Below are 21,401 nucleotides of genomic sequence, written 5' to 3'. Positions count from 1 at the left end.
AAGGATGCGAAACTCTCGTCCGCATCGACACTTGCAGCCTTTCCCGATCGTGCGTTCGCCCGCTATGCTGGCGCGGAATAAACGCCCGTTCACGCCGCCGCATCCGGAGGGCTTCCCGCGATGAGTACCGTCACTCCCGTTCCTCTCGTCTTTGGCGACTATGCGCTGGAGGATCGCTACCGGCTCGGCAAGGGCCGCGTGTACATGACCGGCATCCAGGCGCTGGTGCGCCTGCCGATGATGCAGCGCCAGCGTGACCTCGCGGCCGGCCTCAACACCGGCGGTTTCATCTCCGGCTATCGCGGCTCGCCGCTCGGCATGTACGACAACGCGCTCTGGGGCGCGAAGCGCTACCTCAAGGAAAACAACATCCACTTCCAGCCCGGCCTCAACGAGGACCTGGCGGCGACGGCGGTGTGGGGCAGCCAGCAGACCAACCTGTTCCCCGGCGCCACCGTCGATGGCGTGTTCTCGATCTGGTACGGCAAGGGCCCCGGCGTCGATCGTTCGATGGACGTACTGAAGCACGGCAACGCCGCCGGCACGTCACCGCATGGTGGCGTCATCGCGCTGGCCGGCGACGACCATGGCTGCCAGTCCTCGACCTTGCCGCATCAGAGCGAGCAGGTCTTTTCGGCCGCGATGATCCCCGTCGTGAATCCGGCGACGGTGCAGGAATACCTCGACTTCGGCATCCTGGGCTTTGCACTGTCGCGCTACTCGGGCTGCTGGGTCGGCTTCAAGGCGATCTCCGAGACCGTCGAGAGCGGCGCCTCCGTGTGGGTCGATCCCGAGCGCATCCAGATCGTGATGCCCACCGACTTCCAGCTCCCGCCGGGTGGCCTCGGCATCCGCAACCCCGATCCGCCGCTCGAAGCGGAGAAGCGCCTGCACGGGCCGAAGATGGATGCCGTGCGCGCCTTCGTGCGCGTCAATGGTTTCGACAAGACGGTGATCGATCCGCCCCGCCCGCGCATCGGCATCATGACCACCGGCAAGGCCTATCTCGATACGCGCCAGGCTTTGGAAGATCTCGGCATCAACGACGAGCGCGCCAAGGCGCTCGGCATCCGCCTCTACAAGGTCGGCGTCACCTGGCCGCTGGAGCCCGAAGGCGCCCGGCGCTTCGCCGAAGGCCTGCAGGAAGTGATCGTCGTCGAGGAGAAGCGCTCGAACCTCGAAGACCAGCTCATCCGCCTGCTCTACAACCTGCCGGCCGACCGTCGCCCGCTGGTGATCGGCAAGGCCGACGAGACCGGCCGCATCATCCTGCCGAGCGAGGGCGAGCTGACGCCGACCGGTGTCGCCATGGTGATCGCCAACCGGCTGATGAAGCATCAAGGCGAGTCACCCGAACTGCGCCAGCGGCTGGCCCGCCTCGAGGCCAAGGAGAAGCTGCTCGCCGCGCCGCCGCCCAAGGTGGCCCGCACGCCATTCTTCTGCTCGGGCTGCCCGCACAACACGTCGACGCGTGTGCCCGAAGGTAGCCGCGCCATGGCCGGCATCGGCTGTCACGGCATGGCGATCTGGATGCCGGAGCGGCGCACGTCGCTCATCTCCCACATGGGTGGCGAAGGCGTGGGCTGGGTCGGCCAGGCGCCGTTCCATTCAGACAAGCACATCTTCCAGAACCTGGGCGACGGCACCTACTACCATTCGGGCTTGATGGCGATCCGCCAGTCCGCGGCCGCGGGCGTCAACATCACCTATAAGATCCTGTTCAACGATGCCGTCGCCATGACCGGTGGCCAGCCGCATGACGGGCCGCTGACGGTGCCGGAGATCACGCGCCAGGTCGAAGCCGAGGGGGCGAAGAAGGTCGTCGTCGTCACCGACGAACCGGATAAATATCCGATGAACGCCGGTTTCGCGCATGGCGTCACCATCCGTCATCGCGACGAGCTCGATGCCGTGCAGCGCGAACTGCGCGACATTCCGGGTCTGACCGTGCTGGTTTACGACCAGACCTGCGCCGCTGAGAAGCGCCGCCGCCGCAAGCGCGGCACCTTCCCCGATCCCGCCAAGCGCGTGTTCATCAACGACGCCGTCTGCGAGGGCTGCGGCGATTGCTCCGACAAGAGCAACTGCGTGTCGGTGAAGCCGTTGGAGACCGAGCTCGGCCGCAAGCGCCAGATCGACCAGAGCAATTGCAACAAGGACTTCTCCTGCGTGAACGGCTTCTGCCCGAGCTTCGTGTCGGTGCATGGCGGCGCCGTCCGCAAGGCACGCCGGCCGCAGCTCAAGGTCGTGCAGGACGATCCTTTCGCATCGCTGCCCATGCCGACACTGCGGCCTCTGAGCGAGGCCTACGGCATCCTGGTGACCGGCATCGGTGGCACCGGCGTGATCACCGTCGGTGCGCTGATCGGCATGGCGGCCCATCTCGAAGGCAAGGGCTGTACCGTGCTCGACTTCACGGGCCTCGCGCAAAAGAACGGCGCGGTGATGAGCCATATCCGGCTCGCCCCCAAGCCCGAGGATCTGCATGCCGTCCGCATCGCTGCCGGCGGCGCCAACCTCGTGCTGGGTTGCGACATGGTCGTGGCAGCCTCGCCCGCGGCGCTCTCGCGCATCGAGCAGGGCGTCACCAAGGCGGTGATCAACGGCCATATGCAGCCGGTCGCGGCCTTCGTCATGAACGGCGACATGGACCTCGGCGCCGAAGCGATGATGAAGGCGATCCGCGACGCCGCGGGTGACGAGGCAACGTCGTTCATCGACGGCACCGGCCTCGCCACGGCAATCCTGGGCGATTCGATCGCAACCAACCTCTTCATGCTGGGCCATGCCTGGCAGAAGGGGCTGATCCCGCTGTCGCTGGAAGCGATCGATCGCGCCATCGAGCTGAACGGCGTTGCCGTCGAGACCAGCAAGCGCACCTTCGCCTGGGGTCGTCTGGCCGCACACAATCTCGCCGCCGTGCAGGCCGCCGCCAAGCCGACGCTCCGCGTCGAGAAGCCGGTCGCCCGCACCCTGGCCGAGATCGTGTCCAAGCGGGTCGACCTCCTCACCGCCTATCAGGACAAGGCCTATGCCGAGCGCTATCGCGCCCTCGTCGACAAGGTCGCGAAGGCCGAGAAGGACAAGGCGCCGGGCCGTCGTGGCCTTGCCGAGGCCGTCGCCAAGTCGCTCTACAAGCTGATGGCTTACAAGGACGAGTACGAAGTCGCCCGCCTCTACACCGACGGCGAGTTCCTGAGGAAGCTCGGCACGCAGTTCGAAGGCGACTACAAGCTCACCTTCCATCTCGCGCCGCCGCTGTTCGCCGATCGCGATCCGACGACGGGCCAGCTCAAGAAGAGCGAGTTCGGAAGCTGGGTGATGCCGGCCTTCCGCTTCCTCGCCTCGATGAAGCGCCTGCGCGGCAGCAAGCTCGACATCTTCGGCTATACCGAGGAGCGACGCATGGAGCGCCGGTTGATCGGTGAATACGAGGCCACCGTCGAGACGCTGCTCGCCACGCTCGGCCAGGACAATCACACGATGGCGGTGCAGATCGCCGCGTTGCCCGAGACGATGCGCGGCTTCGGCCACATCAAGGAGAAGAACGTGAAGGCTGCGAAGGAGCGCGAAGTCACGCTGCTCGCCGCCTACAAGAGCCCGGCAACGCAATCCGTCGCCGCCGAGTAGCGGTATCTCAAAAACGAGGGCGGGACGTCCGCGCTCCCAGAAGGGGTTGGGGAAGAAGCGCAGACGTCCCAGGTACGCACGCCGTCTGCGAAGGGAGGGATGCAGTCGGCGTACCTGCCGCTATAAGCCCGTTCGCCTGGGGAAGGTAAGCACAATCCGGAGGCGAGAATCGCACTCATAGTGCAATCGCACGCGGCGTCGACGCGTCAGGCGCGACCGGTCTGATGTGAGAAAGATGCGGGATCGAACCGACCACCGGGGCCGCCCCTGCCGCCGAGGCGATCGAGCGCGCGCTGCCACTTGGCGGCGAAGTCGGCGTCGAACACCAGATCGGCATCGCCGTCGACGACCAGCCAGGCATTGTCCTGCATCTCGCGATCGAGTTGACCGGGCGCCCAGCCGGAATGGCCCAGCGCCAGCCACGCGTTCTTCGGCCCGCTGCCGTCGGCCATGTCCTTCAGGATTTCGAGCGACGCCGTGAGCGCCATGCCGCCGTCGATCAGCAAGGTCTCTTCGCGCTTGTAGTCGGCGGAATGCAAGACGAGACCGCGCGACGGCTCGACCGGACCGCCAAACAGCACCGGCCGTTCGGCCGCCGACGGAGACACTTCGATGCCAAGCTGCTTGTAGACCTGGCCCAACGGCAGATCGTCGACCTTGTTGTTCACGATGATGCCCAAAGCGCCATCGTCATCGTGCTTGCAGATAAACACGACGCTCTTCTGGAAACGCTCGTCCGGCATGGACGGTGCGGCGACCAGGAAGCGGCCGACCAGCGTAGCGGCGGGGGAGCCTGACCCGGACATGATTCTATAATCCTCCAAATCCATGGGGATTGTCCGGCCAAAGATCAAGGGTCACAGGCCCCTGCATAGACAAAGAGCAGCCCCCGGCCTAGGGTCCGCCGGTTCGCAAAAGGCCGCGGTTGGGCGGCATTGGAGGAGCAGAGAATGGCGAAAATCGGCGACAAGGTGCCCAGCGCCACGTTGCGCACGATGGGCCCGGAAGGCCCCAAAGCGGTCACCACCGAGGAACTTTTCGCGCCCGGCAAGAAGGTCGTTGCCTTCGCGCTGCCGGGGGCGTTCACCCCCACTTGTTCAGCAAAGCACGTGCCCGGGTTCGTGGCCGAAGCAGCGGCTCTGAAGGCGAAGGGTGTCGACACCATCGCCTGCATTTCCGTGAACGACGCGTTCGTCATGGGCGCCTGGGGCAAGGACCAGAAGGCCGGCGATGCCGTCCTGATGCTGGGTGACGGCAATGGCGAGTTCACCCAGGCGATGGGCCTCACCATGGACGGCTCGAAGTTCGGCCTCGGCACGCGCAGCCAGCGCTACGCCATGGTCGTCGAGGACGGCGTCATCAAGAACCTCTTCGTCGAGAAGCCCGGTGCCTTCGAAGTGTCTTCGGCCGAACACGTGCTGAAGAACCTCTAGCGCCTGGAGCAATCCACAGCCAAGATCGACGGCGGGGCGCGAGCTCCGCCGTCTTCGTTTGGAGCAGCATGACACCGGCAGATCCGTCGCTTTTCAACGGCCTCTTCCAGGTAAACGGCGCCACACGCCTCTACGGCACGATCGGCGACCCGATCCGCCAGCTCCGCATGACCGCGATCATGCCGCAGGTCTTCGCCGCCGTGGGCGCTAACGCCGTCTGGCTGCCGTTCGAAGGCGGGTCCGACCTCCTGCCACTGATGCTCGATGCGCTGACCAAGATGCGCAATCTCGGTGGCTTCACAGTCACGATCCCACACAAGACCACCATGCTCGAATTGCTGGGCCGTGCGACACCGCGCGCGCTGGCGGCGGGCAGCGTCAATCTGGTGCGGCGCGACGACGATGGGGCGTTGGTCGGCGACAATGTCGATGGCGTCGGCTTCGTGCGCGGACTGGAGGCGCAGGGACATCGCGTGCGCGATGCCAGCGTCTGGCTGGTCGGCCTCGGCGGCGCCGGTGGCGCGATCGCGGCGGCACTCTGCGAAGCCGGTATCGGCCGCCTGCTGGTGACTGAAATCCAGGATGCACGGGCGAGCAAGGGGATCGACCGCCTGCTGCGTCACTACCCGGATGTACCGGTGGCGGAGGTCCGCTCGCCGCCTAAAGGCATCCATATCGCGATCAACGCGACGCCGCTCGGCCTCAAGCCCGGCGATCCGCAGTCCTTCGACCCGATGACCCTCGATCCCGACACGGTCGTGGCCGATGTGATCATGAGCCCGGCCGAGACGCCCTTGCTGCAGCGCGCCCGCACCCACGGCCGACGCATTCATCACGGCCGGCACATGCTCGACCACCAGGTGCCACTCTATCTCGAATGGTTCGGCATCGACGCCAAGGGCATCGACATCGTCCGCCTTGTACGCTCGATCGGAGGCTAAAGCGTCACGCCGCCGTTCACGTGGATTGTCTGGCCGGTGATGTAGCTCGAGGCCGGCGAACTGAGGAAGGCGATCAGCGCCGCCACCTCGGCAGGCTTGCCGTAACGGCGCATCGGGATTGACTCGCTGATCTTCTCCATGCCGGCACGCGGCACGGCGACATGGGCGTCGGGGTCTTTCTCGATGAAGCCCGGCGCCACGCAGTTCACTGTCGCGCCCGAGGCCGCGAGATCGACGGCGAAAGCTTTGGCAAAAGCCTCGATACCGGCCTTGGCTGCGGCCGACGCCGGAAACGTCACGAGGCCGCGGGCAAAAGCGTGCGCCACGAACGAGGAAACGCCGATCAGACGGCCCGCCGCCCCAGCCTTGAGCAGCCACGGCTTGGCCGCCGTCGCGAGTTCGAAGAAGGCTCCGGCCATCGACGCCTGGCTGGCATCCCAGCCGGCCCGGTCGAGATCGCCGACCTGGCGACGATCGGCGAAGCCTGCGTTGCTCACCACGACCTCGAGCCGTCCGAACTTGGCCACCGTTTCCTCGACGAGACGCGCCGCGGTGCCGGACTCGGCAAGGTCGCCTTCCAGAATCAGCGCCTGGCTCCCGGCTCCCGTCACGAAGGTTGCGACCCGGTCGAGCCCTGCGCGGTTCTTGCGGGCGTGAAGCGCCAGCGCTGTGTCGGGAGTGGCGAGAGCGCGCGCCGTCGCAGCACCAATGCCGGAGGAAGCGCCCGTGATGAGGATCACGCGAGAAGGAGTGGTCATACCGACAGGAGTAGAATCCCGTCAGGCCAGCGGCAAGCCCGCCGTGCGCCGGCTCTCTCGTAAATCTCAACAATGATGACTACAATCAAAAGAATCACAGTCACAGCGAGCCGGGTCGATGCGGATCACCAAGGAACAGGCGAACGAGAATCGTGAGCGCGTGATCGACACGGCGTCCGAGTTGTTTCGCGCCCATGGCTTCGACGGTATCGGCGTGGCCGATGTCATGAAGGCGGCGGGCTTCACCCACGGCGGCTTCTACAATCACTTCGACTCCAAGGAAGCCCTGTCGGCGGCAGCAACGCGCCGGGCCTTCGAGCGGATGGCCATCGATCGCGAGCGTGCGCGCGATCTGGCCGATCTGCTCACCAGGTATCTCTCCCGCGCCAGCCGCAAAACGCCGGCAAGAAGCTGCCCTGCAGCCGCCTTGGGTGCGGATGCCGGGCGTCAACCCGATCGCGTGAAAGCGGAGTTCGCGGAGGGGATCGAAGGCATGATCGCCACCATGATGCAGCGGCTCGAAGCCGAGGGGGCAACGGGAGAAGATATGCGCCGCCGTGCGCTCAACATCGTGACCAAGATGGTGGGCGCCCTCATGCTGGCCAGGGCCGTGCCCGACGACGATCCCCTCGCCCACGAAATCCTCGCGACCGGTCTCGACGGCTGTCTTGCCGAGGCCGCCCCCAAGCCCAGGACGCCCGCGCGGCGCCGCTGATCCAAGCAATCCAAGAAGCGTTGCATTGACAGCACTTGTCCATCGACTCAATAATGATGATTATCATCATTATTGAAACCCTCGACGGCCAGGGAGAACGGGCATGCCTTTGTGGAAGATCTATCATCCGGTCGGCGCCTACAGTGCCGCCGACAAGAAGACGATGGCCGAACGGATCACGCGTCTCTACGGACGGCTCCCCCGCTTCTATGTCGGCATCGTCTTCCAGGAGATCGCCGCCGATTCGTTCTTTATCGGCGGCGAGCCCACCGACCGGTTCGTCCGGATCTGGGTCGATCACATTGCCCGATCACTGCCCGTGGAAGCACGCGGCTGGTGGATCGACCAGTGCAACGAGGCCATCGCGCCCTTCACCAGGGATCGTGGCTACGACTGGGAGTTCCATATCGACGAAACGCCGTTCGACATCTGGTCGATCCAGGGCATGAGGCCTCCACCGGCCAACTCGGACGCCGAGAGGAAGTGGATCGCGGAGAACAGACCCACACCCTACACGCGCGAACCGGCTCAGCCGGCTTGAACAGGAAAGGGCCGGCATTTCAGTGCCGGCCCGTTTTCTTTGATCGCAGAAAAAACGCACCGGTCGTGATATAGATGGTCGCTCAGGCAGTTGGAGAATGCTGGCTATTCGTAGCTCGTTTGAACCAGCTGGCCGATTGAACAGCACCAGCGAGAGTCGCGCTTTTCATCCCGTCGCGTGATTTACCTCCTTAGTAGTCAGTAGCGTCCTCAGGTAGCCCGCCGAGTGATTGCGCGATATTGGCTGGAAGGAGAGACGACCGTGCGTTTCATGCCCCGCACCGTTGCCCCAGCCGCCGATCGAGTGAGACGGCGCGAATTCATCGCACTTGCTGGTGGTGCGGCGAGCGCGGCGGCATGGATGGCCCCGGCCCGAGCGCAGGCCCTGCCAGTCATCGGGTATCTAGGCTCCGAATCCCCGGAGCGCTATGCAAGTCGCCTCAGTGCCTTCCGCGAAGGACTGGCAGAAACCGGTTATGCCGAAGGGCGCAATGTCGCGATTGAGTTCCGATGGGCGGAAGGTCAATACAGTCGACTACCGGCACTCGCCGTGGAGTTGGCCAACCGTCAGGTGACCGTGATCGTGGCGCCGGGCGGCGCCGAGGTAGCGCTCGCGGCGAAATCCGCGACCACGACGATCCCGATTGTCTTCGAGATGGGGGGCAATCCCATTGCACTCGGCGTGGTGAGCAGCCTGTCTCGGCCAGGAGGCAATCTCACCGGCGTGTCGAGCCTGAGCGTGGAGGTCTCGCGCAAGCGCCTGGAATTCATGCATGAGGTGCGTCCGGACACAAAAAAATTCGCCGTTGCCGTCAATCCGACGAGCCCAACCTCGAACTCGCAATTGAAGAACCTCCATGCCGCGGCGGACGCGCTCGGACTGGAGCTTGTTGTCTTGAAGAACAGCGACGAACAAGAGTTCGGCGCCATGTTCACCGCGGTGCGTGAAATGCAGGCGGGCGGACTGGTCTTCAGTTCCGATCCTTATTTCGCTTACCGCAGTCAGCAGCTTGCCGCGCTCGCGGTCCGCTATGCCGTGCCAGCGATGACCCAATCCCGCGACTTCCCGCTCGCAGGCGGCCTGATGAGCTACGGCGGTGATTTCGGTCAATCGCACCGTCACACTGGAATCTACGCGGGCCGCGTCCTCAAGGGCGAGAAGCCTTCCGATCTGCCCGTGCAGCGCGTCACCAAAGTCGAGCTCTTCATCAACCTGAAGGCCGCCGGCAACCTCGGCATATCCTTCCCGCCTTCGCTTCTGGGTATCGCCGACAGGGTGATCGAATGACCTGGCCCGCCGGCCACCGCGCGAACTAACACGATGTCCGACCTACCCGTCGCCCCACGCACGTCGCTGTTCAGGAAGTACTTCCTTGCGCTTTTTGCGGCGGTCGTCGCACCGCTTCTGATCGCGGGTGGGAGCGAGGCATGGTTCGGCTACCACGACCAGCGCGCTAGGCTGAACGACCTTCTGGATGCAGAAGCCCGGTTGGCGGCGGTGAAGATCCAGGATTTCATCGAGGGACTTCACGATCAGCTCAGCTGGACCGTGCAACTGCCATGGACGGAGAACACCGGTGACAGGCGCAGGCTCGACGCCCTGCGCTTGCTACGCCAGGCCCCGGCCGTCAGAAGCCTCAGCCTGATCGATGCCAGCGGGAAGGAACGCCTGTTCGTGTCGCGCATCGGCCTCAACAGGATCGAGGGCGGCGACGACCATTCCACGAACCCAGCCGTGATCGGAGCCCGTTCCGATCGGATCTGGTTTGGTCCCGTCACATTCCAGGACGGCTCGGAACCCTTCATGACCATCGCCGTCGCGGGCAACCGTACGGCAGTCGGGGTGGCGGTCGCGGAGATCAATCTCAAGTTCATTTGGGAGGTGATCCTGGGGATCCGGGTGGGGCGCACCGGCGAGGCCTTCGTGCTGGACCGGCCGGGACGTCTCGTCGCCCATCCGGATATCAGCCTGGTGCTGCGGGCCGACGAAGCCGCGCAGCGTCCGCTCCAGGCTTTGCGGGCAGCCATTCTCGCGCGGCCGACCGGCCAGGCGGCCATTGGTCAGGACATTACGGACAAGACAGTGTTGGCGGCGATGGCGCAAATCCCCGGCGTGGACTGGAGCGTCATCGTCAAGCAGCCCGTCGCCGAGGCATTCGGGCCGATCTACGCTGCTCTTCTGCGCACCGGGGTGTTGCTCATTGCCGGCGCAGTCCTTGCAGCGGCACTCGCCTACTGGCTGACGCAGCGCATGATTGGACCCATACGGGTGTTGGAGGACGGGGTCGCCCGAATCGGCGCGGGACAATTCGATCACCGGATCAGCCTTGCAACGAGCGACGAATTCGAGCGGCTCGCGACCCGTTTCAACGAGATGGCCAGCGAGCTGTCGGTTTCACAGGAGCGCTCGGAACGTATAAGCCGGTTGAAGCGCTTTCTCGCGCCGCAGGTCGCCGAACTGATCGACCGTACCGGCGACGATCATGTCCTCGACGGGCGGCGCGTCGAAGTGGTCGTGGTATTCTGTGATCTGCGGGGCTTCACCGCCTTCTCGGCCCAGGCCGAGCCCGAAGCCATTATCGGCGTGCTGCGCGAATACTACGATGCGCTCGAAAGGGTGGTGACCACCCACGGGGCAACGCTCATAAACTTCTTCGGCGACGGCGTGATGGTGCTGCTCAACGCGCCGGTTTCCTGTTCGGATCCGGCATTGCGCGCCGTCAACATGGCGATCGACATGCAGAGGAGCGTGCAGAAGTTTCTAGTCAGCTGGCGCGCACTACATCCCCGGCTTGGCTTCGGCGTGGGACTGGCAATGGGGCCCGCCACGGTCGGGCGGATCGGCTCTGAAGGCCGCCTCAACTACACCGCGATCGGCAATGTCGTGAACCTCGCTTCGCGCCTCTGTTCGAGCGCAGAAGATTCTGAAATCCTCATCGATCGCATCGCAGCTAAGGCGATCGGTTCGAGCGCGTCTCTCGTCGAACTGGATGCACGGGTGTTGAAGGGCTTCGACCAGCCCGTTCCCGTGTTTGCCGTCGTCTCCGCTCCCACACCATAGCCGGCGTGATCCGTAGTCGGCTGATATCTGCGTTGCTATCGAGGAGAAATGGCGCGCCCTGAAGGAGTCGAACCTCCAACCTTCTGATTGCCGAGCGTAGCCTCGAAGCGAATGCCGCTCGGGCCGCTGACCCGCTTGAGCAGGGCCATGACGCCCTCTTCAGGTTTACCGGATGATAGCAGCCTGCGCCTTTTGAGACGTGCCAGCCAGCGGTGGGGGCGGGCGTATCTAGTCACACCTACAACCGGCGGCTGGTATGGCTTGGTAAGGGATGGTACAATTTCCACGATAAGTTGTTTCTACCAATGTTCGGTAAGTTTGCGGCGTTTTGATCTTTTGACCAAACGAGGAGCAATTACCATGGCAAGGAAACGCACAGTATCGCGCAAGAAGCAGACGGCACCGGGCTTCACGACGACCCCGTTCAAGACGCCTGATCTTCCTGACTATGTCGTAGCGGAGCTGCGATACGAGAGCCCGGTTGCGTTCACGACATCCTCCTTTGTCGCGCCTGCTGCGGCGGAGAATGAGGCCAACAGCCTTAACAACGTCCTAGCGCGCTTCGACATTGCCACCGTGAGATCGCAGTTCGGGCAACGGATCGCAGATGTGCGTAACCGCATCGAACTTGCTGAGGCGCTGCCTGCCGAACCGTCGGCCAGAGTCCTAAAGGCGAAAGGCGCAGACGCGGCGTTCCGCCAGAGCGGTTTCGTGCAAATCGTGCCCAAGAAGGGCGCCGACGCAAAGAAGCTCGCGGACGCTTTGAATAGGGCCAAGCCGGTGTGGCAGGCGTATGTCGCGCCACGGCCGGTGCCGGCCGGCCTGACCGGCAGCAGCGTTGGAACGCGGCTGTTCGAGCCCGGGCAGGGCTATTTGTACTCTGCTCCAGACGGGATCGGCGCAGCTGACGTCTGGGGCCTCGCTGGTGCGAAGGGCAGAAGTGTCACCATCTGCGACATCGAAGGTGCCTGGAATACGAGGCACGAGGACCTACCGGCCGGGATCTCCCTGATCGGCGGCACCATGATATCGGACCTCGGATGGCGCAACCACGGCACGGCGGTGCTTGGCGAAATGGTCTCAACCCCCAACAGCAAGGGCTGCGTCGGCATCAGTCACGAGGCCAAAGCCGTCGTTCATTCCGCTGTGATCAATGGCGTCTTCAACCTAGCGCAAGCGCTGACCAACGCGGCGGCCCAGCTCAAGGCCGGCGACGTCATTCTGATCGAACTGCAGGCCACCGGGCCCAACGGCAAGTACGTCGCGATGCAGTACTGGTCGGATGTCTTCTCCGCGATAGTGGCCGCCACCGCTAAGGGAATCACGGTTGTCGAGGCTGCCGGCAATGGCAATGAGAACTTCGATTTGCCGATTTTTAACAACACTGGACTGCAGAAGGATAGCGGCGCCATCATCGTCGGCGCCGGGATTCCGCCAGCAAATTTCCTCGATTTCGACGGCAGCGGGGGCTTCGGTTCAGCCTACCAGAATATTGGTGTGCCGCGCTCGCGCATCTGGTTCTCCAACTACGGCAAGATCGTCAATGTGCAGGGCTGGGGCTTCCATGTCACGACGCTGGGCTACGGCGACTTGCAGGGAGATGCCTCGGAGAATAAGTGGTACTCGATGAGGTTTTCCGGAACCTCGAGCGCATCGCCGATCGTAACGGGCGCCGTGGCGTGTATTCAGGGCCGTGCCAAGGCGAAGAATGGCGCGCCACTGACCCCGGCTAAAGTGCGGAGTATTTTGATGTCGACCGGAACGGCGCAGGTGGCGGGACCTGGCGTACCCTTGGCCCAGCGCATCGGGCCACAGCCAAACCTGCCCAAGGCGATGCTATCGGTCTGACGCGCCGCTCCAGTTCGCGGAACGGCGGGAAATGGAGCAAACGTGATTCCAGCCGTTTTGCCGCCGAAGGACCTTACAGGCAGGACAATCGACCTCAAGCTGAAGCCGGGTTGGTGGTATGATGAAGCACGTGGCGTGTTTCTCAACGCAGACGGCGAGTCGTTTGTCCCGCGTTCTCTTCGGAGAAATGCACGCATTGTCTACAAGGTGCCTGACTTGGCGCGCGCCTCCCCCCAGGCACTTTCCGATGCCGAGAAGGATCTCCGCAGCTATCTGCAAGTGATCCTGCCGACCTCGCACGGAACCAAGGCGCTGGTGAAACAGGTGCAATCTTGGCCCGCGATCGAAGAGGCCCATCTCGCCCCCCAGATCAGCTTGCCGACAGCGGCGGCGGCGCAGCGACTGCCTGGGCGCGCCGGCAAGAAGCGCTAGAGGACCATCATGGCTTGGCGCTGACCGCCGGAGCGCCCCTTCATCATCGACGGGTTCCGCGGCGACTTCTTCGGCGCGACACTTGATGGCAGCGGCACGCAACGGCTCACCCTGAGCAACGGCAGCACCGTCGAGCTGCAACCGCCACAGGGAGCGAAGGCATGAGAACGAGGAAAGACCCGGCCGCCCGAGCATGTAAGGCAATCTCAAAGGGCCGGCACTTCATCGACAGAGTCTGACGAATTTCGCCGTTAGGCTCCGTGCCGCTTCTGTTCACGGTCGTGCATAACAAAGGCCGGCGATGAAACGCCGGCCAGTTTGAAACGGATCTATGAGAGAATGGCGCGCCCGGAAGGAGTCGAACCTCCAGCCTTCTGATTCGTAGTCAGATGCTCTATCCAGTTGAGCTACGGGCGCACAGCCGGACGCCCCGATAAGGGCCCCCGGCGAAGAGGGCGCACCCTAATGAAACTGCCCCTCCGTTGCAAGCCACTCCGTACAGACAAAAATCGCCCTCTAAAAGCGACGCTGGCGGCCTCCAAGTCATTCTGCCAGCAGGAGAATTGCCGTTGAAGCAGGCTCCTCCCCAGCGTGCGGCGTTTCGCGTAGAGTTGCCGCATGGCCTTCCGCCTCCTCGCCCTCTTCGGTTTGATCCTCGGCCTTGCGATGCCGGCCGCGGCGCAGGTGTCGCCGTCCGATGAGACCGCCATCCGCGAGACGATCCAGGCGCAGGTCGACGCTTTCCGTCGCGACGATGGCGAGGCGGCGTTCGGCTTCGCCTCACCCAGCATCCGCAGCCTGTTCGGCACGCCGGATGTTTTCATGGACATGGTGCGGCAGGGTTATCGGCCAGTGTATCGGCCGCAGGTCTTCGAGTTCCGCGAGATCGTCACCCTGCATGGTCTCGTCACGCAGAAAGTCCATGTCATCGGGCCGGACGGGCGGCCTGTGACCGCCTACTATCCAATGTCGCGCCTGCCCGATGGGAGCTGGCGCATCGAAGGCTGTTACCTGCAGGCACCGGACGAGCATCAGGCCTGATCAATCGTGACCCGCGTTTCACCCAAGGTGCTGGGCCTGCTCGGCGCCCTTACCTTCGTATGGGGCACCAACTGGCCGCTGTTCAAGATCGCGCTCGACGAACTGCCGGTCCTGACGTTCCGCACGATTGTCCTCGCGGCCGCCGTGATCATGCTGACGCTGATCCTGCTCGCGCGCGGCGAGAGTTTTGCCGTTCCGAAGGGTAAGTGGCTGCCGCTGATCGTGGCGTCGGCGATGAACATCTTCGTCTGGAACATCGCGACGTCGTTCGCCGTGCTCTACATCCCCTCGGGGCATGCGTCGGTGCTGGCCTACACAATGCCGCTCTGGGTGGCGGTGATCGGCTTCATCGTGTTCCGCCAGAAGCTCACCGGTCGTCTGCTGGCGGCCATCCTGATCGGCGCCGCCGCCGTCGTGGCGCTAATGGCGCCCAACTTCCAGAGCTACGCCCAGGCGCCGCTCGGCCTCTTCTGGGGGCTGTTTGCAGGCTTCTGCTGGGCGATCGGCACCTTCGTGGTGAAGCGCACGACATGGCCCGGCATGGGCCTGTCACTCACCTTCTGGCAGGTCCTGTTGACCTTCCCGCCGATTGCGCTGGGCGCTCTCTTCATCGACGGCCTGCCGACGCACTGGCCCTCCACCAAGGTGCTGGTCGCCACGCTCTACACCGGCTCGATTCCCATGGCACTGGGCACCGCCACCTGGTTTGCTCTGGTGAAACTGCTGCCGGCGCAGGTCGCCGCCCTCTCCTCCATCGCCATTCCCATCGTGGCGATCGTGAGCGGCATCCTGATTCTGAATGAGCCGCTTTCCACTCTGCAAGCCGTGGCCATCGCCTCGACAGTGATATCGCTCTGGCTCGCCCTGACGCCCGGCAAGGAGCGCTAGTGCGGGTTCCAATCGAAGGGAACCGCTCGCGGTTCCCTTCGATTGGAAACGCATTGGTCTAGGCGCTGCGACCTCAAAAGCATATTCCGTCCAGCTGATTCCAGCCGGACGGAATATGCTCTAGTTGTCTCGCGTCGGATAATTCCTACATTGGCAAAGGGCTTGGAGGCCCACGCAAATGAATAGAGGAAATTCGAGAGACTGGATGTGGTCGGAAGCGCTGCAGATGCTGGCGCAGGCCGAAAGACTGCATGGCCAGGTGTTCCGGCCGCAGCGCGCCGCGATGCGCGTGCCGACATGGGAGCCACCCATCGATGTGCTCGAGACCGAGCAACAGGTGTTGATCCTTGCCGCGCTGCCCGGCGTCGATGTCGATCAGGTGGAAGCCGTGATCCAGAATGGCGCGCTGGTCATCGCCGGTGAGCGCACGGTGCCGGAAGAATTAAAGACCGCCACCATCCATCGACTGGAGCTGCCACAGGGTCGCTTCGAGCGCCGTATCGACCTGCCCGCTGGCGTCTACGGCGACGTGAAGCGGTTTGCGATCAATGGTTGCCTGGTGGTCACCCTGGCCAAGGCCGGCGGACGGAGGGTGCGGCCATGACTCCGCAAGACGACGCAACCCGCGCCGCAAGCCCGGCCGCGGCTCCCAAGCCTGCGTCCACGCCGCTGCCCGCCGACGCCATGATCGTCGTGCCGGTGCGCGACCTCGTGCTGTTCCCCGAACTCGTGTTCCCGGTGAGCGTGGGCCGGCCCTCTTCGGTCGCCGCCATCCAGCAGGCCGTGCGCGAGCAGCGCCAGATCGTGCTGGTGTTGCAGCGGGAGGCCCAGAAGGAAGAGGTCGTGCCCGCCGACCTGCACCAGGTCGGCACGGTAGCCAATGTCCTGCGCTATGTGACGACGCCTGACGGCAACCATCACATCGTCTGCCAGGGCGTGCAGCGCTTCCGCATCACCGATTTCGTCGATGGTCATCCGTTCCTGATGGCGCGCGGCCTGCATCTGGCCGAACCGACCACGACCGGGCCGGAAGTGGAGGCGCGTTTCCTCGTCCTGAAGCAGCAGCTCAACGAAGTGCTCGACCTGCTGCCGCAGGTGCCGCAGGAGCTGCGCCAGACGGTCGAAGCCACGACGTCGGCCGGCACCCTGGCCGATCTCGCCGCGTCCTATCTCGACTCCAAGCCGGCCGAGAAGCAGGAAGTGCTGGAAGCGGTCGACCTCGTGCCGCGCCTCGACAAGGTTACGCAGCTTCTCAGCAAGCGACTCGAGGTGATGCGCATCTCGAGCGAGATCGGGCGCCAGACCAAGAGTTCGCTCGATGCCCGCCAGCGCGAGATCGTGCTGCGCGAGCAGATGGCCGCGATCCAGCGCGAGCTGGGCGAAGACGATTCGGGCAAGCAGGCCATCGCCGATCTCGACAAGGCGATCACCGACGCCAAAATGCCGCCGGAAGCGGAGACGGCCGCGCGCAAGGAGCTGCGCCGCCTGCAGCGCACGCCCGAAGCGTCGGCCGAACACGGCATGATCCGCACCTACCTCGACACCTTGATCGAGCTGCCTTGGGCCCTGCCCGAGACGCAGCCAATCGACATTGCTGAGGCGCGGCGCGTGCTCGACCACGACCACTACGGTCTGGAGAAGATCAAGAAGCGCATTGTCGAATACCTCGCCGTGCGCAAGCTCGCGCCCGAGGGCAAGGCGCCGATCCTGTGCTTCGTCGGCCCGCCCGGTGTCGGCAAGACCTCACTCGGTCAGTCGATCGCCCGCGCCATGGGCCGCAAGTTCTCCCGCGTGAGTCTGGGTGGCGTGCACGACGAGGCCGAGATCCGCGGCCATCGCCGCACCTACATCGGCGCCCTGCCGGGCACGATCATCCAGGCCGTGCGCAAGGCCGGCTCGCGCGACTGCGTGTTGATGCTCGACGAGATCGACAAGATGGGCAGTGGTGTCCACGGCGATCCTTCGGCGGCGATGCTGGAAGTGCTCGACCCTGAGCAGAACGGCACGTTCCGCGACAACTATCTCGATGTGCCGTTTGACCTGAGCCGCGTCGTCTTCATCGCGACCGCTAACATGCTGGAGACGATCCCCGGTCCGCTGCGCGACCGCATGGAGATCATCGCGCTCACCGGCTACACCGCCGGCGAGAAGCTCGAGATCGCCAAGCGCTACCTCGTGCGCCGCCAGCTCGAAGCCAACGGCCTGACGGCCGAGCAGGCCGGTATCGACGATGCGGCGCTGCGGCTGATCATCGACAGCTACACGCGCGAGGCTGGCGTGCGCTGGCTCGAACGCGAGATCGGGCGTGCTTTGCGTCACGTCGCCGTCGAAGTGGCGGAAGGCAAGGCAACCAAGGTGCAGATCGGCACCGCCGACATCGAGAAGTTGCTGGGACCGGTGCGCTTCGAGAACGACGTCGCGATGCGCACCAGCGTACCGGGCGTGGCCACGGGGCTTGCCTGGACACCGGTCGGTGGCGACATCCTGTTCATCGAAGCGACGCGTTCGCCCGGCGGCGGGCGGCTGATCCTGACCGGGCAGCTCGGCGAGGTCATGCGCGAGAGCGCGCAAGCCGCACTCAGCCTGATCAAGAACAAGGCAGCCGCGATCGGCATCGATCCGTTTGCGTTCGAGAAGACGGACATCCACGTGCACGTGCCGGCCGGCGCCACGCCCAAGGACGGGCCAAGCGCCGGCGTGGCCATGTTCATGGCGCTGACCTCCTTGATGACCGGCCGCACGATCCGCAGCGACACGGCGATGACGGGCGAGATCAGCCTGCGCGGGCTGGTGCTGCCGGTGGGCGGCATCAAGGAGAAGGTCGTGGCTGCCGCCGCGGCCGGCATCACGCGGGTGATGCTGCCGGCCCGCAACAGGCGCGACTACGACGACATCCCCGAGGAAGTCCGCAACAAGCTCGAGTTCATCTGGCTCGAGAAGGTCGAGGACGCCGTCGCGCAGGCCCTGTCGGCCCCCGAGGAGAAGGCCGACTAAGCCATCGGCAACGAAAGCGGCGAGATCTGGTCGCCGGGGCGGTTTGCGTAGTCGATCTTCACCGAGTCGCGGAGCATGCGGGCCTGCGCCTCGGCCACACGCTCCATGGCGGCGGCAGGATCGAGATGAACCGGGCTGCCCTCCTTCAGAACGACCTCGCCATCGACGAGGACGGTGCGCACCGCGCGGTCGGCTGCGTGGAACACGAAGGAGCGCAGCGGATCGCGGGCCGGCTGCATCAGCGGGTGGTTGAGGTCGACCAGCACGATGTCGGCCGCCATCCCCGCGCCGAGCGCGCCGATATCTTCGCGGCCCAGCGCCGCCGCCCCGCCAAAGGTCGCGGCCTCGAAAGCACCTGCCGTGTCGAGGCTGCGGATATCCTCACTCATGAGGCGCCCGGCGACGATGGCGAGCCGCATCTCCTCGATCAGGTTGTGCGGAGCGCAATCGGTACCGAGCCCGATGTTCACGCCCTTGGCTCGATAGCGGCCGATATGGTCCATGGCGAGGCCGTAGCGCGCGAAGGGCTGCGGACAATGCGCCACCGAGGCGCCCGCCTCGGCAATCAAGTCGAGATCCTTCCGCGTATGCCAACCGATCTGCGGATGGTCGTCGAGCAGGATGCAGTGTGCGAGTACGGTGTCGTCTTTCAACAACCCCTGCGAGGCCGCCCACTGCACGGGCGTCATGTTGTGGCGCCGGATCATCTCGCGCACCTCGACCACCGACTGGCCGATATGCGTGGAGAAGCGCCGCCCTGAGTCGTCGGCGTGCTTGCGGCCTGCCGCGAACAGTTCCGGTGTCACCGTGTCGATCTGCGCCGGGAAGACCATGGCATCGAGGCGGCGCGAATTGTGCGCCTCGGCATCTTCCATGACCTTCTTGGCCCTCTCGAACTGGGCGAGGCCGCCAGCCTCGTCCCATTTCCAGGTCACGGTCTGCGGCGCTGCCATGCCCCAGCGCGCCGAAGCGAAGGTCGGGGCCGCATAGAAGCGCATGCCGCTTTGCGCCATCGTCTCCAGCCAGCCATCGAACGGCACGGTCACGTCGCAGGCGGTCGTGGTGCCGGCCCGCAGCATCTCGCAATAGGCCAGCGTCGCGGCCCCCTGCCGACCGTCGTCACCCAGCCGGAAGGCCTGCAGGCGCTCCATCAGACCGGTCATCTGCTGCTCGGGAACCCCGTGATCCTCGCGCACGCCGCGATAGCCGGGCTCGGTCGAGGGATGGGAATGGATGTTCACCAGCCCCGGCAGGGCCAGCATGCCAGTGCCGTCGATCGTCAACTCGCCGGGACCGGTAGGCCGCGCCCCGGCCGGCGCGATCTCGACGATCCGCCCCTCCTCCAGGTGCAGGTCGACGTCGCGTCGATAGACATGCCGGCGATCGGTGCCGTCCCGGACCACGGCCCAGGAGAGGTTCCGAATGGAGTTCGGTCGGGAGCTCATGGATTGCACGCCTCCGGGGAGCGGCGCCCTCTAGGGCACGCCTGTTGCATAGACCGCGCAATGGGACGATAGAATCGGAAAAAACAGAGAACAAGGAGGCAGGCTATGCGGAGAGTGAAAGGAGCGCTCGCTGCTGCAGCGGCGGTGCTGTTCTCGGCCTCGGTAGAGGCGCAGACGCTCAAGGTCGTGATGCATTCGGACGTCAAGATCGTCGACCCGATCTGGACGACTGCCTACATCGTGCGCAACCACGGTTACATGATCTACGACACGCTGCTGGCGGTCGACGACAAGCTCGCCGTAAAGCCGCAGATGCTGGAGAGCTGGAAGGTGAGCGACGACAAGCTCACCTACACCTTCACCTTGCGTGATGGTCTGAAGTTCCACGACGGCGCAGCGGTCACGGCCGAGGATTGCATCGCGTCGATCAAGCGCTGGGCTTCGCGCGACGCCATGGGCCAGAAGCTGATGGGTTCCGTGAAGTCGATGACGGCCGTCGACCCCAAGACCTTCACCCTGGTACTCAACGAACCCTACGGCCTCGTCATCGAATCACTCGGCAAGCCGAGTTCGAACGTTCCCTTCATCATGCCCAAGCGCGTCGCCGAGACGCCGGGCAACACGCAGATCACCGACTTCACAGGCTCCGGACCCTTCGTGTTCCGTCGCGACCTGTGGCGGCCGGGCGAGAAGGCGGTCTACGACAAGTTCAAGGACTACAAGCCGCGCGCCGAACCGCCATCGGCCTTGTCGGGCGGCAAGAACGTTTATCTCGACAGGGTCGAGTGGGTGAACATTCCCGACCCTCAGACTGCCGCCAATGCACTGCTGACCGGTGAGATCGACATGATCGAGCAGCCGTTGATCGAGCTGCTGCCGATGTTCGAGAAGGACAAGAACATCGAGATCGTCGACTACAATCCACTGGGCAGTCAGTACAGTCTGCGTTTCAACGTGCTGCACAAGCCGTTCGACAATGCGCGAATTCGCCAGGCTGTGCTCTATGCGCTGAACCAGAAGGACTTCCTGCTCGCGGGCATCAACGATCCGAAATACTTCAAGGAATGCAAGGCACTCTTCATCTGCGGCACGCCTTACGCGACCGACAAGGGTTTCGAGGACAAGCTCACCTCGAACTTCGCCAAGTCAAAGGAGATCCTGAAGCAGGAGGGCTATGACGGCACGCCAGTGGTGTTGCTCTATGCCACCGACACCAACACCGGCCGCCTGACGCCGGTCGCGAAATCCCTGCTGGAGCGCGGCGGCTTCGTCGTCGACATGCAGGCGATGGATTGGCAGACGGTGCTGTCACGCCGCTCCCGAAAGGAGCCGCTGAATGCCGGTGGCTGGAGCGGGTTCATGACCTCCTGGGTATCGGCCGACCTGCTCGACCCGATCGTCTCGGCCTTCGTAGGTGCCGCGTGCGACAAGGCCGCCATCGGCTGGCCGTGCGATGCCAAGCTCGAGGAACTGCGCGACGCCTTCGCCAAGACGACCGATCCCGCCAAGCGTAAGGAGTATGCCGAGGCCGTTCAGGTGCGTGAATCGGAGTATCCGACCCTCGCCCATCTCGGGCAGTTCAACATCCCGGTGGCCAAGCGCACGACCGTGACCGGCAACCTGATTTCGCCGGCACCGGTCTTCTGGAATGTCCGCAAGGCCCAGTAGCCGGAGG

Annotated in this window: 17 protein-coding genes and 1 tRNA gene; 14 read left to right on the top strand and 4 right to left on the bottom strand. The window is 64.6% G+C overall.

The features are described 5' to 3' along the window. The first annotated feature begins 120 nt into the window (after positions 1-120). Positions 121-3,630: an indolepyruvate ferredoxin oxidoreductase family protein gene (locus EPO50_RS14085; protein WP_296345008.1), complete on the top strand. Its 3,510-nt coding sequence runs from the start codon at positions 121-123 to the stop codon at positions 3,628-3,630. A 206-nt stretch (positions 3,631-3,836) separates the two neighbouring features. On the opposite strand, the gene EPO50_RS14080 is transcribed toward EPO50_RS14085, so the two are convergent. Then, positions 3,837-4,436 carry a YqgE/AlgH family protein gene (locus EPO50_RS14080; protein ID WP_296345007.1) on the bottom strand — a complete coding sequence of 200 codons (600 nt, stop codon included), beginning with the start codon at positions 4,434-4,436 and terminating at the stop codon, positions 3,837-3,839. Between the two features lie 144 nt (positions 4,437-4,580). Between EPO50_RS14080 and EPO50_RS14075 the strand changes: the two genes are divergently transcribed. Beyond that, positions 4,581-5,063 carry a peroxiredoxin gene (locus EPO50_RS14075; RefSeq protein ID WP_296345005.1) on the top strand — a complete coding sequence of 161 codons (483 nt, stop codon included), beginning with the start codon at positions 4,581-4,583 and terminating at the stop codon, positions 5,061-5,063. Between the two features lie 68 nt (positions 5,064-5,131). Then, positions 5,132-6,004, top strand: coding sequence for a shikimate dehydrogenase (locus EPO50_RS14070; RefSeq protein ID WP_296345004.1), 873 nt, complete (start codon positions 5,132-5,134; stop codon positions 6,002-6,004). Here the strand turns inward: EPO50_RS14070 and EPO50_RS14065 are convergent. Further along, a complete protein-coding gene (locus tag EPO50_RS14065; RefSeq protein WP_296345002.1) occupies positions 6,001-6,762 on the bottom strand; it encodes an SDR family oxidoreductase in 762 nt (253 codons plus the stop codon). The two genes, EPO50_RS14070 and EPO50_RS14065, sit on opposite strands and share 4 nt — an antisense overlap. 118 nt (positions 6,763-6,880) lie before the next feature. Here EPO50_RS14065 and EPO50_RS14060 point away from each other — a divergent pair, with 118 nt between their 5' ends. The 6 genes from EPO50_RS14060 (at position 6,881) to EPO50_RS14035 (ending at position 13,358) form a co-directional block, all read left to right on the top strand. Beyond that, positions 6,881-7,477, top strand: a complete 597-nt coding sequence (locus EPO50_RS14060; RefSeq protein ID WP_296345000.1) for a TetR/AcrR family transcriptional regulator — start codon at positions 6,881-6,883, stop codon at positions 7,475-7,477. A 103-nt stretch (positions 7,478-7,580) separates the two neighbouring features. Further along, on the top strand, positions 7,581-8,018 hold the full coding sequence (locus tag EPO50_RS14055) for a tautomerase family protein (protein WP_296344998.1): 438 nt from the start codon (positions 7,581-7,583) through the stop codon (positions 8,016-8,018). 270 nt (positions 8,019-8,288) lie between these two features. After that, positions 8,289-9,305, top strand: a complete 1,017-nt coding sequence (locus EPO50_RS14050) for an ABC transporter substrate-binding protein (protein ID WP_296345798.1) — start codon at positions 8,289-8,291, stop codon at positions 9,303-9,305. Positions 9,306-9,338: 33 nt separating this feature from the next. Then, positions 9,339-11,078 (top strand): adenylate/guanylate cyclase domain-containing protein, encoded by a 1,740-nt coding sequence (locus EPO50_RS14045; protein WP_296344997.1) that lies wholly within the window; start codon positions 9,339-9,341, stop codon positions 11,076-11,078. A gap of 360 nt (positions 11,079-11,438) precedes the next feature. Then, positions 11,439-12,926, top strand: coding sequence for a S8 family serine peptidase (locus EPO50_RS14040; RefSeq protein ID WP_296344995.1), 1,488 nt, complete (start codon positions 11,439-11,441; stop codon positions 12,924-12,926). A gap of 42 nt (positions 12,927-12,968) precedes the next feature. Beyond that, on the top strand, positions 12,969-13,358 hold the full coding sequence (locus tag EPO50_RS14035) for a hypothetical protein (protein WP_296344993.1): 390 nt from the start codon (positions 12,969-12,971) through the stop codon (positions 13,356-13,358). A 340-nt stretch (positions 13,359-13,698) separates the two neighbouring features. On the opposite strand, the gene EPO50_RS14030 is transcribed toward EPO50_RS14035, so the two are convergent. Next, positions 13,699-13,775 (bottom strand) — tRNA-Arg (locus EPO50_RS14030). A gap of 201 nt (positions 13,776-13,976) precedes the next feature. Here EPO50_RS14030 and EPO50_RS14025 point away from each other — a divergent pair. The 4 genes from EPO50_RS14025 to lon all read left to right on the top strand — a co-directional run bounded on the left by EPO50_RS14025 (position 13,977) and on the right by lon (position 18,281). Next, a complete protein-coding gene (locus tag EPO50_RS14025) occupies positions 13,977-14,399 on the top strand; it encodes a DUF4864 domain-containing protein (RefSeq protein ID WP_296344991.1) in 423 nt (140 codons plus the stop codon). Between the two features lie 6 nt (positions 14,400-14,405). Continuing rightward, positions 14,406-15,287 (top strand): DMT family transporter, encoded by an 882-nt coding sequence (locus tag EPO50_RS14020; RefSeq protein ID WP_296344989.1) that lies wholly within the window; start codon positions 14,406-14,408, stop codon positions 15,285-15,287. Positions 15,288-15,465: 178 nt separating this feature from the next. Continuing rightward, positions 15,466-15,891 (top strand): Hsp20/alpha crystallin family protein, encoded by a 426-nt coding sequence (locus EPO50_RS14015; RefSeq protein WP_296344987.1) that lies wholly within the window; start codon positions 15,466-15,468, stop codon positions 15,889-15,891. A gap of 80 nt (positions 15,892-15,971) precedes the next feature. Continuing rightward, on the top strand, positions 15,972-18,281 hold the full coding sequence (gene lon, locus EPO50_RS14010) for an endopeptidase La (protein WP_296345797.1): 2,310 nt from the start codon (positions 15,972-15,974) through the stop codon (positions 18,279-18,281). On the opposite strand, the gene EPO50_RS14005 is transcribed toward lon, so the two are convergent. Continuing rightward, positions 18,278-19,726 carry an amidohydrolase family protein gene (locus EPO50_RS14005; protein ID WP_296344985.1) on the bottom strand — a complete coding sequence of 483 codons (1,449 nt, stop codon included), beginning with the start codon at positions 19,724-19,726 and terminating at the stop codon, positions 18,278-18,280. The genes lon and EPO50_RS14005 overlap by 4 nt on opposite strands. Positions 19,727-19,831: 105 nt before the next feature. Between EPO50_RS14005 and EPO50_RS14000 the strand changes: the two genes are divergently transcribed. Beyond that, positions 19,832-21,394 (top strand): ABC transporter substrate-binding protein, encoded by a 1,563-nt coding sequence (locus EPO50_RS14000; protein ID WP_296344982.1) that lies wholly within the window; start codon positions 19,832-19,834, stop codon positions 21,392-21,394. Positions 21,395-21,401 lie beyond the last annotated feature (7 nt).

The organism is Reyranella sp., from assembly GCF_004297405.1.
GTDB lineage: Bacteria > Pseudomonadota > Alphaproteobacteria > Reyranellales > Reyranellaceae > Reyranella.
This window is presented reverse-complemented; position numbering and strand designations above follow the sequence as displayed.

Excerpts from the sequence above, each read along its gene's own strand:
- EPO50_RS14080 (WP_296345007.1), bottom strand. The coding sequence starts at position 4,436 with ATGTCCGGGTCAGGCTCCCCCGCCGCTACGCTGGTCGGCCGCTTCCTG.
- EPO50_RS14075 (WP_296345005.1), top strand. The coding sequence starts at position 4,581 with ATGGCGAAAATCGGCGACAAGGTGCCCAGCGCCACGTTGCGCACGATG.
- EPO50_RS14045 (WP_296344997.1), top strand. The coding sequence starts at position 9,339 with ATGTCCGACCTACCCGTCGCCCCACGCACGTCGCTGTTCAGGAAGTAC.
- lon (WP_296345797.1), top strand. The coding sequence starts at position 15,972 with ATGATCGTCGTGCCGGTGCGCGACCTCGTGCTGTTCCCCGAACTCGTG.
- EPO50_RS14050 (WP_296345798.1), top strand. The coding sequence starts at position 8,289 with ATGCCCCGCACCGTTGCCCCAGCCGCCGATCGAGTGAGACGGCGCGAA.
- EPO50_RS14005 (WP_296344985.1), bottom strand. The coding sequence starts at position 19,726 with ATGAGCTCCCGACCGAACTCCATTCGGAACCTCTCCTGGGCCGTGGTC.
- EPO50_RS14000 (WP_296344982.1), top strand. The coding sequence starts at position 19,832 with ATGCGGAGAGTGAAAGGAGCGCTCGCTGCTGCAGCGGCGGTGCTGTTC.
- EPO50_RS14065 (WP_296345002.1), bottom strand. The coding sequence starts at position 6,762 with ATGACCACTCCTTCTCGCGTGATCCTCATCACGGGCGCTTCCTCCGGC.
- EPO50_RS14070 (WP_296345004.1), top strand. The coding sequence starts at position 5,132 with ATGACACCGGCAGATCCGTCGCTTTTCAACGGCCTCTTCCAGGTAAAC.
- EPO50_RS14060 (WP_296345000.1), top strand. The coding sequence starts at position 6,881 with ATGCGGATCACCAAGGAACAGGCGAACGAGAATCGTGAGCGCGTGATC.
- EPO50_RS14040 (WP_296344995.1), top strand. The coding sequence starts at position 11,439 with ATGGCAAGGAAACGCACAGTATCGCGCAAGAAGCAGACGGCACCGGGC.
- EPO50_RS14085 (WP_296345008.1), top strand. The coding sequence starts at position 121 with ATGAGTACCGTCACTCCCGTTCCTCTCGTCTTTGGCGACTATGCGCTG.
- EPO50_RS14015 (WP_296344987.1), top strand. The coding sequence starts at position 15,466 with ATGAATAGAGGAAATTCGAGAGACTGGATGTGGTCGGAAGCGCTGCAG.
- EPO50_RS14025 (WP_296344991.1), top strand. The coding sequence starts at position 13,977 with ATGGCCTTCCGCCTCCTCGCCCTCTTCGGTTTGATCCTCGGCCTTGCG.
- EPO50_RS14055 (WP_296344998.1), top strand. The coding sequence starts at position 7,581 with ATGCCTTTGTGGAAGATCTATCATCCGGTCGGCGCCTACAGTGCCGCC.